General features: G+C 72.2%; 10 protein-coding genes. 3 read left to right on the top strand and 7 right to left on the bottom strand.

Features of this window, described 5'->3' with window-relative positions; genetic code table 11:
- Nucleotides 1–2: 2 nt before the first annotated feature.
- Both ACIRF8_RS28340 and ACIRF8_RS28335 read right to left on the bottom strand, forming a co-directional pair.
- The gene (locus tag ACIRF8_RS28340; RefSeq protein WP_404219147.1) at nucleotides 3–2,591 is read right to left on the bottom strand and encodes an ABC transporter permease; all 2,589 of its coding nucleotides are present in this window, start codon (nucleotides 2,589–2,591) and stop codon (nucleotides 3–5) included.
- A complete protein-coding gene (locus tag ACIRF8_RS28335; RefSeq protein ID WP_404219145.1) occupies nucleotides 2,588–3,376 on the bottom strand; it encodes an ABC transporter ATP-binding protein in 789 nt (262 codons plus the stop codon). The genes ACIRF8_RS28340 and ACIRF8_RS28335 overlap by 4 nt, the downstream gene beginning before the upstream one ends.
- Nucleotides 3,377–3,759: 383 nt before the next feature.
- Between ACIRF8_RS28335 and ACIRF8_RS28330 the strand changes: the two genes are divergently transcribed.
- Both ACIRF8_RS28330 and ACIRF8_RS28325 read left to right on the top strand, forming a co-directional pair.
- On the top strand, nucleotides 3,760–4,131 hold the full coding sequence (locus ACIRF8_RS28330) for a DUF485 domain-containing protein (RefSeq protein WP_404219143.1): 372 nt from the start codon (nucleotides 3,760–3,762) through the stop codon (nucleotides 4,129–4,131).
- Nucleotides 4,128–5,741 carry a cation acetate symporter gene (locus ACIRF8_RS28325; RefSeq protein ID WP_404219141.1) on the top strand — a complete coding sequence of 538 codons (1,614 nt, stop codon included), beginning with the start codon at nucleotides 4,128–4,130 and terminating at the stop codon, nucleotides 5,739–5,741. Before ACIRF8_RS28330 ends, ACIRF8_RS28325 begins: the two co-directional genes overlap by 4 nt.
- Before the next feature lie 10 nt (nucleotides 5,742–5,751).
- Here ACIRF8_RS28325 and def read toward each other — a convergent pair whose 3' ends face one another.
- On the bottom strand, nucleotides 5,752–6,351 hold the full coding sequence (gene def / locus ACIRF8_RS28320; protein WP_404219139.1) for a peptide deformylase: 600 nt from the start codon (nucleotides 6,349–6,351) through the stop codon (nucleotides 5,752–5,754).
- Between the two features lie 67 nt (nucleotides 6,352–6,418).
- Here def and ACIRF8_RS28315 point away from each other — a divergent pair, with 67 nt between their 5' ends.
- Nucleotides 6,419–6,877 (top strand): helix-turn-helix domain-containing protein, encoded by a 459-nt coding sequence (locus ACIRF8_RS28315; RefSeq protein ID WP_404219137.1) that lies wholly within the window; start codon nucleotides 6,419–6,421, stop codon nucleotides 6,875–6,877.
- Nucleotides 6,878–6,899: 22 nt separating this feature from the next.
- On the opposite strand, the gene ACIRF8_RS28310 is transcribed toward ACIRF8_RS28315, so the two are convergent.
- The 4 genes from ACIRF8_RS28310 to ACIRF8_RS28295 form a co-directional block, all read right to left on the bottom strand.
- Nucleotides 6,900–7,796, bottom strand: a complete 897-nt coding sequence (locus tag ACIRF8_RS28310) for a cellulose-binding protein (RefSeq protein WP_404219135.1) — start codon at nucleotides 7,794–7,796, stop codon at nucleotides 6,900–6,902.
- A 120-nt stretch (nucleotides 7,797–7,916) separates the two neighbouring features.
- On the bottom strand, nucleotides 7,917–8,903 hold the full coding sequence (locus ACIRF8_RS28305) for an LCP family protein (protein WP_404219133.1): 987 nt from the start codon (nucleotides 8,901–8,903) through the stop codon (nucleotides 7,917–7,919).
- A 69-nt stretch (nucleotides 8,904–8,972) separates the two neighbouring features.
- Nucleotides 8,973–11,294 (bottom strand): SUKH-4 family immunity protein, encoded by a 2,322-nt coding sequence (locus ACIRF8_RS28300; protein ID WP_404219131.1) that lies wholly within the window; start codon nucleotides 11,292–11,294, stop codon nucleotides 8,973–8,975.
- A 7-nt stretch (nucleotides 11,295–11,301) separates the two neighbouring features.
- The gene (locus ACIRF8_RS28295; protein ID WP_404219129.1) at nucleotides 11,302–12,300 is read right to left on the bottom strand and encodes an SMI1/KNR4 family protein; all 999 of its coding nucleotides are present in this window, start codon (nucleotides 12,298–12,300) and stop codon (nucleotides 11,302–11,304) included.
- Nucleotides 12,301–12,377 lie beyond the last annotated feature (77 nt).

The raw sequence follows: 12,377 nt of genomic DNA, 5'->3' as shown, positions 1-12,377 counted from the left end.
GACTAATCCGTCGCGATGGCGTTCAAGACGTTCATCCGGCCCGCCCGGAACGCGGGCACCAGCGCCGCGAACAGGCCCACGAAGGCCGACGCGACGAAGACCGAGAGGATCGTCGGCCAGGGGATCTCCAGGACGCCGAGTCCTTCCAGGGCCAGAAGCTTCTGGGCCGTCGCGCCCCAGCCCATGCCGAGCCCGAGGCCGAGCAGGGCGCCGAAGAGGGCGATGACCACCGACTCCAGGCGGATCATGCGGCGCAACTGGCGGCGGGAGAGGCCGATGGCGCGCATCAGGCCGATCTCGCGGGTCCGCTCGACCACCGAGAGGGCGAGGGTGTTCACGACGCCGAGCACCGCGACGATGATCGCGAGGGCGAGGAGCCCGTAGATCATGTTGAGGAGCTGGCCGATCTGGTCCTTGAGGGTCTGCTTGTAGTCGGTCTGGTCCTTGACCTTGACGGTCGGGTCGGCGGCGACGGACTTCTTGAGCTCCTTGTACGCCTGGTCCGCCTTGCCGTCGGCGGCCTTGGCGAACATCATGCCGTTCAGCGGGACCCGGTCCGCCGGGAGGTACCGGGTGGCGGTCGCGATGTTGGTGTACATCGCGCCCTTGTCGAAGACGGTGTCGTCGGAGGTGATCGCGGCGACCTTGAGCTTGGCGGTGCGGCCGTGCTCGAAGGCGACGGTCAGCGCGTCGCCCACCTTGACGCCGTTCTTCTTGGCGAAGTCGGAGCCGACGGACATGGCGTCCGCCCCGTACGCCGCCTTCAGCGTCCCGGAGGTCGCTTCGCGGCGCAGGTCCTGCGCGTAGGAGGGGCTGGCCGCGACCAGTTCCTCCTTCTCCTTCGTGCCGCCCGGGGTGGTGAGCGTCGTCTTGACGTACTTGACCTCGGTGACGTGGGCGATGTCGCCGGACGCCGTGACCTTCTTCAGGGCGGCGGCGGCCTGCGGGGTGATGGTGCCGTTGCTGGGTTCGACGATGAAGTCCGCGCCGACCGACTTGTCGAGCTGGTCGGTGGCCGAGGCGACCATCGAGGAGCCGACGACGGAGAGGCAGGCGACGAGGGCGAGCCCGATCATGAGGGCCGCGCCGGTGGCTCCGGTGCGGCGCGGGTTGCGCAGCGCGTTGCGTTCGGCCATCCGTCCGACGGGGCCGAAGAAGCGGAGCAGGACGGCGCTGATCACCCGGACCACGATCCCGGCGAGGAGCGGGCCGATGACGACGAAGCCGATGAGGGTGGCGACGATGCCGGTGCCGAGCCACAGGGAGCCCTGGCTCGCCTTGTCGGCCTGCGCGGCGAGGTAGAGCGCGAAGCCGCCGCCGCCCGTGAGGACGAGCCCGAGCACGGCGCGTACGACGCCGGCCTTGACGTCGGCCGGGGTGCCCGCGTCGCGCAGGGCCGCCATCGGGGAGACCTTCCCGGCCCGGCGTGCGGGCAGGTACGCGGCGAGGACGGTGACGACGATGCCGAGGAGCAGGCCGATCGCGGGCGTCGTCCACCTCACGGTGAGGTCGTCGGTGGACAGGTCCATGCCGGCGGCCGACATCAGCTTCATCAGGCCGACGGCGAGTCCGACACCGGCGCCGACCCCGACGACGGAGCCGACGACGCCGAGGAGCAGCGCCTCGACCAGGACCGAGCGGTTGACCTGCTTGCGCGAGGAACCGATGGCCCGCATCAGGCCGATCTCCCGGGTCCGCTGCGCGACCAGCATCGAGAACGTGTTGATGATCAGGAAGATGCCGACGAGGAACGCGATCCCGGCGAAGCCGAGCAGCGCGTACTTGATGACGTCCATGAAGGAGGAGACGTCGGAGGCGTTGGCGTCCGCGGCCTCCTGCTGCGTCTGGATCTTGTAGGTGGCGCCCGCGGAGAGTTCCGCGGCGACGTTCCGCTTCAGCCTCGTGTCGCTGACACCGTCCTCGGCGGTGGCGCTGATCTGGGTGAACCGGCCGGTCGCGCCGATGAGTCGGCGCTGGGCGGTGGCGGTGTCGAAGTAGACGACGGCCGCGCCCGGGTTGGTGACGGTGAAGGAGGCGATGCCGACGATCTTCGCCTTGAAGTCGCCGGTGGCGGCGATGGTGCGCAGTTCGTCGCCGAGCTTCAGGTGGTGCTTGTCCGCGGTGTCCGCGTCGATCATGAGCTCGGTCGGTCCGCGCGGGGAGTGTCCGGAGGTGATCTCCATGGAGCGGAGGTCGTTCCTGGTCCAGTTCCCCGCGATGGTGGGGGCACCGTTCTCGGAACCCATGTTCTCGTTGTGCGAGTCGACGACGGTCACGTCCATCGAACTGACGGCGCCCTCGGCCGACTTGACGCCGTCGGCCTTGCGCACGGCATCGAGCGTGGAGGCGGGCAGCGACTCGGGGCGGCCCGTCGCGGTGCCCTCGGTCCCGGAGTCCTTCGGGCTGACGGTGACGTCGGCCGCGGTGGCCGTGAACAGCTTGTCGAACGTCTTGTCCATCGTGTCCGTGAACACGAGCGTCCCGCAGACGAAGGCGACCGACAGGAGGACGGCGACCGCGGAGAGCGCCATCCGGCCCTTGTGCGCCACGAAGTTGCGCAGCGACGTCTTCAGCACGGTGTTGGCGCTCATGACGTACGCCCCCGGGCGTCGAAGTCCTTCATCCGGTCCAGGACGGCCTCGGCGGTCGGGCGGTGCATCTCGTCGACGATGCGGCCGTCCGCCAGGTACAGGACACGGTCGGCGTAGGAGGCGGCGACCGGGTCGTGGGTGACCATCACGATGGTCTGGCCCAGCTCGTCCACGGAGCGGCGCAGGAAGCCGAGGACCTCGGAGCCCGCCCGGGAGTCCAGGTTGCCGGTGGGCTCGTCACCGAAGATGATCTCGGGCCGGGCGGCCAGCGCGCGGGCCACGGCGACGCGCTGCTGCTGGCCGCCGGAGAGCTGGGTGGGCCGGTGCTTGAGCCGACCGGCGAGCCCGACGGTCGCCACGACCTGCTCCAGCCACTTCCGGTCCGGCTTGCGGCCCGCGATGTCCATGGGGAGCGTGATGTTCTCCAGGGCGTTCAGCGTGGGCAGCAGGTTGAACGACTGGAAGATGAACCCGATCCGGTCGCGCCGCAGTTGCGTGAGCTTCTTGTCCTTCAGCCCGGTGATCTCCGTGTCGTCCAGGTGGATCTGTCCGGAGGTCACGGTGTCGAGCCCGGCCAGGCAGTGCATCAGCGTCGACTTGCCGGACCCGGACGGGCCCATGATCGCGGTGAACTGCCCGCGGGCGACGTCCACGTCGACGTGGTCGAGCGCGACGACGCGGGTCTCCCCCGACCCGTACGCCTTCACGACCTGCCGCGCCCGCGCGGCAACAGCCGTTCGCCCTCCAGTGCCCCCGTGCCTGGGAATGGTCACAGCCGTTGTCACGGTGTTTCTCCTATGTCGGTCCCGCCCGTCCGCAGTGCTCTGCGGTACGTCCAAGTCTGGTGACGCGGGGCCCCGGGCGCGCTGGTGGAAGTCACCGTCTTTCCCGGGGGAAAACCCCACCCCCCGACGGTAGGAAGAACCCCCCGCCCGGCTCGTCCTCCAGGGGGACGAGCGGTCCCCGGTCCGCTGTACGGAGATACCCCTAAGGGAGAGACGGCCCCCGCCCGGACCCGCTCTCAGGGTCGGCTCCGGCCCGGGGAGCCTCCGATCGGTTCGCGCGAACCCTCGCCCGCGCGCGTACCTCCGAGTAACGTTCCGGCTCCTCACGCACTCCCCGCGGTCCGCCCGTCCCCGGCGGGCCCGAGCCGCGCAAGGAGAACGGGATGCCGCACCCCTCCCCCGCCTACCGCTCCCCGGCCCGCCGCCTCCCCCGCCACCCCGACCTGCCCCCGCCCGGCGGCCCGAGCCACGAACTGGTCCTGCTGCGCACCGCCTACCGGCGCCTGCGCCGCGTCGCCACCCTGACCGCGCTCGGCTACTTCACGCTCTTCCTGCTCCTGTCGGCGTTCGCCCCGGCCGTGATGAACCGCTCCGCCACCGGCGGCCTCTCCACGGGCCTCCTCATCGGCCTGTGCCAACTCCCGGTCACCTGCGTGGCGTTGGTGCTGTACGAGTACACGGCCCGGCACCGCGTCGACCCGCTCGCCCACCGGCTGCGACGGCAGGGCAGGCGCCCGTCGGGCGGCGGGCGATGAGCGGCCCCTCAGCGGAGTCGATGTCGCTGGTCGCCTTCACGGCCGTGGCGACGGTCACGCTCCTGCTGTGCGTCATGACGGGCCCGGACCGCGACGACCTGGAGGAGTTCTACACCGGCTTCGGACGGCTGACGCCGATGGGCAACGGCCTGGCCATCGCCGGGGACTACATCTCGGCGGCGACCGTGCTCGGCACCGGCGGCATCATCGCGCTCATGGGCTACGACGGCGTGGTCCTCGCCCTCAGCACGGCGCTCTCCCTGACGCTCCTGATGTTCCTGCTGGCCGAACCGCTGCGCAACGCGGGCCGGTTCACGATGGGCGACGCGCTGGCCCGCCGGATGCCGGGCAGGGCGGTACGCGTCACCGCCTGCGCCACCACCCTCATCGCGCTCCTCCCCCTCATGCTGGTCCAACTGGCGGGCACCGGCGATCTGTTGGCGTTCCTGCTCGGCTTCACCAGCGAGGGCTTCAAGACCGGCTGCGTCGTCGCCGTGGGCGCGCTGATGATCAGCTACGCGGCGATCGGCGGCATGAAGGGCACCGCCGTCATCCAGATCGTGAAGATGGTGATGCTGCTCGGCTCGGGCGTCGTCGTCGCGGCCCTGATCCTGCACCGCTTCGACTGGAACCCCGGCACACTCCTCGCGACGGCGGCACGGCAGAGCGGGGAGGGCCGCGCCTTCCTCACCCCCGGCCTGCAGTTCGCGGGCGGCCCGAGCCCCCGCCTCGACATGATCAGCGCCCAGCTCACGGTGGTCCTCGGCGCGGCATGCCTGCCGCACGTCACGATGCGCATGTACACGGCGCGGCACGCGCGCGAGGTACGGCGCTCGATGTCCTGGGCGGTGTCGTCGGTGGGCGTCTTCGTCCTGATCGTCTCCGTCGTCGGGATCGGCGCGACGGCGCTGCTGGGCCGGGCGGCGATCGTGGCGGCCGACGCGCAGGGCAACACGGCGTACCTGCTGGGCGCGCGGGCGGCGTTCGGCCCGTCGGCGTCCACGACGGAGTCGCTGCTCTTCACGACGGTCACCACCGCCCTGTTCCTCACGCTGCTCGCCTCGGTCGCCGGAATGATCCTGGCCTGCGCGAACTCCCTTGCGCACGACGTGTTCGCGTACGGCAGGCGGCAGTCGACCGAGCGCGGGGAGCTGCGGACTGTGCGGGTCGCGGCGCTCGCGGTCGGGGCGCCCGCCATCGCGCTGGCCACCCTGGTCCAGCACCGCAACCTCCAGCCGCTGGTCACGCTCTCCTTCTGCCTGGGCGCCTCGGCCCTGGCGCCCGCCCTGGTCTACAGCCTGTTCTGGCGCCGCTTCACGCGCGCGGGCCTGCTGTGGACGCTGCTGGGCGGCACCGCGGCGTGCCTGGTTCTGATGACGGGCACCAACCTGGTCTCGGGCACCCCGGCCTCGGCCTTCCCCGACCGGGACTTCAACTGGTTCCCGTTCACGACGACGGGCCTCGCCTCCATCCCGCTCGGCTTCCTCCTCGGCTGGCTCGGCACCGTCCTGACACCGCCGCGCAGGGCCGCGGAGCAGCGGCGCCGGTACGAGGCGGTGGAGGAGTGGATCCTGGCGGGCGCGGTGCGGCGGGAGAAGGGCCGGCGCTGAGCGGCGGGGCTCACTTGCCGAGCCGCTCCGCGACGGCCGCGCGCCGTGCGAACACCTCGTCCCGCAGCTCCGCCATCTCCCGCAGCGCCTCCCGGCGCTCCCGCTTGCCGAGCCGGTCGATGTAGAGGCGGCCGTGCAGGTGGTCCGTCTCGTGCTGGAGGCAGCGGGCGAAGTAGCCGCGGCCCTCGACGACCAGGTCGTTGCCGTCCTTGTCCTTGCCCCGGACGACCGCGTGGTCGGGGCGTGCCAGGGGCTTGTAGGGGCCGGGCACCGACAGGCAGCCCTCCATCTCCTCGACGAGTCTGCGCCCGGCGAGGGGCTCCTCGTCCAGGACGGGGTTGGCGATGTGGCCGACGTGGCGGACACCCCAGTCGTCCTCGATGTCCCAGACGAACAGCCGCAGGTCCACGTCGATCTGGTTGGCCGCGAGGCCCGCCCCGTGCGCGACATGGTTCGTGGCGAACATGTCGTCGATCAGACGCGACAGCTCCGGCGTGCCGAACTGCGCGTCCGTGACCGGCTTGCAGGGGCGGTGCAGCACCTCCTCACCGACCACCGTGATGCGCCGTACCGTGCCCCGCTCGACCTCCGGCCGCAGCCCCTCACCCATTGCCGTCAACTCCTCGTCGCCCTTCAGCACTTGACCAAACGCTTTGCAAAGTAGCACCCTTTGCAAAGTGACTGAGGAAGAAGTGATCGAGGAAGAAGTGACCGGAGCGGCGGGGCGGGCCGCGCGCCCGCTGCCCGACCACCCCGTCCGCATCGCCCTGCTCGACCTGCTGGCCGAACTCGGCACCCTCACGTCCTCGCAGGCCGCGGCCCGCCTCGGCCACAGCTCGGGACTGTGCTCCTTCCACCTGCGCCAGCTCGCCCGGCACGGCCTCATCGAGGAGGCCTCCCACAGCGGCGGGCGGGCGCGGCCGTGGCGGTTGCGCTGGGACGACCCGCGCCAGTCGGTGCGGGTCACCGAGCGGACCCTGAGCGCCGCACTGCATCTGACCCCCGACGAGACCGACGCGCTCGCGGCCGGGATCCAGGAACTGATCGCCCCCTACGAACGGCGCCGCCACCACCCGGCCGGAGCCGAGCCCGTGGCGGCCACCGTCCGGCTGCGCCCGCTGCCGCACCCCGCCTGAGGGGCGCTCCACAAGGGGCGCTCTACTCCGCCGTGGCCCGCCCCGTCAGCGACGCCAGTGAGTTCCGCACGTGGTCCATGTGGGCGCGCAGCTCGTCCCGCGCCTCGTCGTGCTCGCGCAGCAGCCGCTCCGTCTCCCGAGTGATCTTCTCCTCCTGGGCCCGCGCCCGTGCGAGCAGTTCCGCCGCGGCGGCCTCGGCGTCCTCCTGACGGTGCCGGGCGGCCTCCCCCGCCTCGGCGAGGGCCCGCCTCGCCGCCGAGAGCCGCTCCTGCGCCGCGTCGAGGGACGCGGTCTCCCGCGCGTCGGCGGCGGCCTCGATCCCGGCGCTCTCCCGCTCGAACCTCTCGGTCCGCTCGGCGTGCTCCTCCGCCTGCTCGGCCAGAAGCCGCTCGCCGCGCTCGCGTGCCTCGCGCAGCACGCCCAGGGCCTCTTCCCCGGTCTCCTTCGCGTCGCTCCGCGCGGCGGCCCGGATCTCGTCGGCGCGGGCCCGCGTCTCCTCCTCCCGGCGCCGGGCCCACGCGTCGGCCTCGGCCAGCACCTCGTCGGCATGGGCCCGCGCGGCGTCCCGCGCCGCACGCCCCGCCACGGCCGCGGCCTCGGCCAGGGCGTTGGCCTCGGTCTGCGCCGCGTACCGGACGGCGGCGGCCTCCTCCTCGGCCAGCTCCAGCAGGTACTGCGCGCGCCTGCCGAGCGTCTCGTAGGTCTGCGGGGCGAGGTGGGCGACGACCCCGCGCAGCCGCTCGGCCTCCACCTCAAGCTCCTCGGCGCGCGCGGTCAGGCGGGCGACCCGGTCCCGCGCGTCGGCCAGGGCGCCGGACAGCTCCGCGACCCTGGCCTGCACCTGCTCGGGGCGGTAGCCACGGCCTCGTACGACGACGAACCCGTACGGCGACGCCGATGCGCCTGCTGCACCGCTCATCTCGTTCCTCCAACCCGTGCGATGTTCTGCGCGAAGGGCGCACATCCTGATGGACCGACCGGAAGCGTCCGCAACACGACACACGTGCCACACGACTCGACCCACCCGGTCAAGGATGCGTCAATTGGTGTCGAAAGTCGGAATCGCGGTGTCCTCGCGCAACGCCGCGAACAGCCGCTCGGCCTTGCTCCGGTCCCACTCGACGACATCACCGGCACCGTAGACGTACGACTCGCCCGCCACCGGCACGGTCGCCGTCCGGTCCAGCGAGGACATGTCCCGGCCCATGACGGCCAGCGCGCCGACACCGCTACCGGTGTCGACGGTGATCGCACCCAGTGAGGCCCGCAGGAACGGCACCAGCCTCCACGGCGGCAGCAGCACCGCGGGACCCAGCGCCTTGTGCGCGATCGCGTCCACCAACCGCCTCTCCCGCTCGACACGCCCCAGATCCCCTCGCGGGTCGGAGTAGCGGGCCCGCGCGAACCGCAACGCCTGGACCCCGGTCATGTGCTGACAACCCGCGTCGAAGTCGGCACCGGACTTCTCGTCGTGCAGACCCCCCCGCGGTACGCAGACACGGACACCGCCGAGCGAGTCGACGACGTCCACGAGACCCAGAAAGTTGATCTCCGCATAGTGGTCGAGGCGCAGACCGGTCGCCTGCTCGACGGTCCGGGTCAGCAACTCGGCGCCGCCCAGCGCGTACGCCGAGTTGATCTTCCCCCGGCCGTGGCCGGGGATCGGCACGTAGGAGTCGCGCGGAATCGAGATCAGATACGGGCCCGTGGCGCCGTGGTGCAGCAGCATGATCGTGTCGGTGTTCAGACCACCGTCATTGCCGACGTGCAGCTCCTTGCGCTGTTCGGGGCTCAGGGCGGCCCGCGAGTCCGAACCGACGAGCAGCCAGTCCGTGCCCGAGCCCGCCGCCGGACGGCCCGCGTCGGCCCCGAAGGCGTCCGTGGTCCGCAGCTTCGAATCGGCCCAGAAATACAGGCCGGTGCCATATCCGAGCAGCACCACGAGGACCAAAAGCAGCGTCACCAGGACGCGCCGGGGCAGGCGCCGCCTCCGCGCCGCCCCGGTCCGCCTCCGTGTGCCTGCCATGAGCGCATGATCGGGGCGCCCGACCGATCCCGCAGGTCGAGCGCCCCGGTCGGATGCCGCGCCGCGGCGCTACAGCAGACCGTCCCACATCTGCTCCAGCAACACAGACCACCAGGTCTCGGGCGAACCGAGCGCCGCCGGGTCGATCATGTTGAGCTGCGCCTGGAAGTCGACGGTCCAGCGGCCCGCCTGCTCCGGATTGAGACCGAAGCGCAGCCGCCACATCCGCCCCAACAGCCCCAGCGAACGGGCGAACTCCGGCAGCCCGCTGTTCACGAACTGCGGCGCCACGGGCGCTCCCCCCGGCCCCGCCTCCACCGGCACGGCCACGATGTGCGCCGTCCCGTACTGGACACAGACCGCCTTGCCGAAGTCACTGCCCATCACCAGGTACGAACCCGCGTCCGAAGCCGGCTGCACCCCGCGCTCCTGCGCCAGCTCGGCCAGCGTCGGCACCGGACGGCCCGGCTGAGCCTGCGCCCAGAAGAACGGCCCGAAGTCCGCCGGCAGCCCCGCCACGACCAGCGTGTGCGCCACGACGTCCGGCACGCCCTGCCGCGACACGGCCCGCTGGTCGAACCGGAACACCCCGGGCCCGAACGCCGCGGCCAACTCCTGCGCGATGCCCTCCGGCGGGACCGGCGGCGCGGGCTGCGCGGGCGGCAGCGGCGCACGCACCGGCGCGGGCCGGGCCGGACCGTCCGCCACCTGGTGCAACTCGCCCTGATGCGCGATGAGTTGCTGCATGCCCTGCTGACGCGACGCATGATCGGTGCCGTACGGCGCGATCGACGTGATCCGCGCCTGCGGCCACTGCTCCTGAATCATCCGCGAGCAGTACGCGCCCGGCAGCGCGCAGGACTCCAGCTCCGTGTGGAGTTCGAGGACCTGGTCCGGCGGGATGTTCATGGCCCGCAGCTCATGGAAGATCTGCCACTCCGGGTGCGGCGTACCCGGCGCGGAACGCCGGATGAGCTGCTGCTCGGAGCCGTCGGGCGCGCGGTAGCGCAGCACGGCCTGATAGCCGGGGCCCACGGTCGGCAGACCGGCCGGTGGCTGCTGCGGATACCCGTACGCCGCCGGGGGCGGACCGCCCGGGATCTGCTGCCCGGGCACCGGCGGCGGCAGCGCGCCGGGCGGCGGACCGACGGGCCCCCGCGGCCCCGGCCCGGCGAGCATCGTCGCGGCATGGGGAGCACCGCCACCGGGCGGCGGCGGTGTGGCGCCGGGCGGCCTCGGCGCGGCGGGCGGACCGGGCGGCGGCGGGGGCTGCCCGGGACCACCGACGGCCGGTCCGGCCAGCATCGTCGCGGCGTGATGCACCCCGTCGCCGGGCGGCGGGGGCGTATGACCGGGCGGCTTCGGCGCACCGGGCACACCCGGCACCTGCGGCTGCCCGTCCGGGCCGAGCGAGGACACCAACTGCGTCGGCACATAGCCGCCCGCGGGAGCACCGGGAGCCCCAGGAGCCCCGGGCGCACCCGGTGGCGGCGGCGTCCCGGGACCCCGCGCCGGACCCTGCGCCTTGCTGGTGGCGACATCGGCGATGTCCCCCGCGCCGGGAGCGGGCGGCGGAGGCATCCCCGGCGGAGGCGTCCCCGGCACAGCGGCACCAGGCGCGGGCGGCGGCAACACAGGACCCGGAGCAGGCGGCGGAGGCGGCGTCCCCGGCACAGCCGAACCCGGCACCGGAGGCGGCATCGCACCCGGAGCGGGCGGAGGCGGCGCGGCCCGCTCGTCCAGCGCGGGCGCCACCGACGTACGCGGAAGCTGACTGCCGCCCGAGATCAAGGCGGTCTTCGCGTCCGGCGTGGCACCGGCCCGCGGCGCCTCCTCGGACAGCGGCGGCGCGAACACCGTCTCGGGCAGCGGCACCGAACGGTCGTCCTCGTCACCCACCCCGTTCGTGTCCGTACCGGCCCACGGCGTCGCACCCACCGGCACCCCCGGAACGGAGTCCCGCGGCTCGTCCGCCACCGAAGCGGGAGACGAGGCCGACGCACGGCGATCGGGAATGCCCAGCTTGTCCGCCGCCTCCTGCAACCACTCCGGCGGACTCAACAAGAACGACGTCTGATTCAGATCCACCCGCTCAGGCGCCCGCGGAGCGACCGGCTCGGCCGGCCCCTCCGGCACCCCGTACTCCTCCTCGTAGCGCCGGATCACCTCACCCACGGGCAGCGAAGGCCACAGCGTGACGTCCCCACTGTCCCGCGCGAGCACGAGCCGCTGCCCGCCACCGTCGGAGACCGGACCGGCCTCCCGGTCCTCCGCCCACACCACGAAACCCAGCTCGAACTCCCGGACCCGCACCTCCCGGTGCTGGTACGCGGGCACATCACCGTTGATCCACTCCTCGGCGCGCTCCTGCGCCTGCGCGAACGTCACCATCGGACCCTCACCCCTCGTCCGCGTTCTTCGTCGGGACGGCGCTCGCGAAACCGCCGTCCACCATCAGGTTCGCGACCGTCTCCAACTCCGGCGGATTACCGGCCAGTCGAGACAGGAACACATCGAAATCGTCCCCACACGGCAGCAACAACCGCTCCACACGCTCGGCGACCGACCAGCCGGCCGACTCACCACCGTCCCGCGCGTCGTCGTACGCACAGAACCACACCGAACCCGTCGCCACACCCCGCACCTTCACGGCGAGGATGCCGCCCTGCACAAAACCCACCGCCAAATAGTCCTTGGTCAGATGATCCCGCAGACACTTGTTGATGTAGACCACGTCATTGACCGCGGCCTCGTCACGCACCGTGAAGAACGGCTGGTCGATCAACAGACCGAGATCGGCGTCGAGCGCGGCACCCACCGGCGCACACCCACCCGCCGCCTTCAAGAACGACCGGTACGCACCCGGCAACCGATACCCCAAGTCCTCCTCAACCCCGAGAACCTGCTGCTCGGTCACCGCCACCACCGACTTCGGCAACCCGAAATGCGCGGGCCGGGTGTCCTGCAACGGCCGCGTACCCCGCTTGTGCTGATCGACGGCGGCCGTCGCCAGCCCACCGTGATGGCGCAGCAACGCCTTCACCTCCACCGGGACCAGCTCAAGGCGGCGCGAACCGCGCACATGGTGCCAAGTCCAGCCGTGCGGCGTCGCCACCGCCGGGATCGTGTCCCACAACTCGTGCCCGGACGCGGCCAGCGCGGCGTTCGCCGACACATAGTCCGTCAGACGCAACTCATCGACACCGAACCCCTCGGGCGGCTCCGCGATCTCGGCCGCGGCCCGCGCGTACGCGGAGAAATCCGGATAGCCGTCACTGTCCACCCGCACCCCCCTGGGATGCCGGGCGGCACGGACCGGGTCAGGGAAATTCACTACCTGCCCGGCATAAGCCGCGTTCGGCGGCGCGGCCTGCTCCCCGAGCCGACCTGTCGTCATGGCGGTTGCCCCCTGCGGCGCTGTTGACGGGTTCCGGTTCCGCACCGAAAACGTGCCCTGTTGTGACACGTATCGAT

Source organism: Streptomyces sp. NPDC102406 (assembly GCF_044765725.1).
GTDB lineage: Bacteria > Actinomycetota > Actinomycetes > Streptomycetales > Streptomycetaceae > Streptomyces.
Note: the sequence above shows the minus strand (reverse complement) of the source record. Positions and strands in the feature narration are given on the sequence as shown.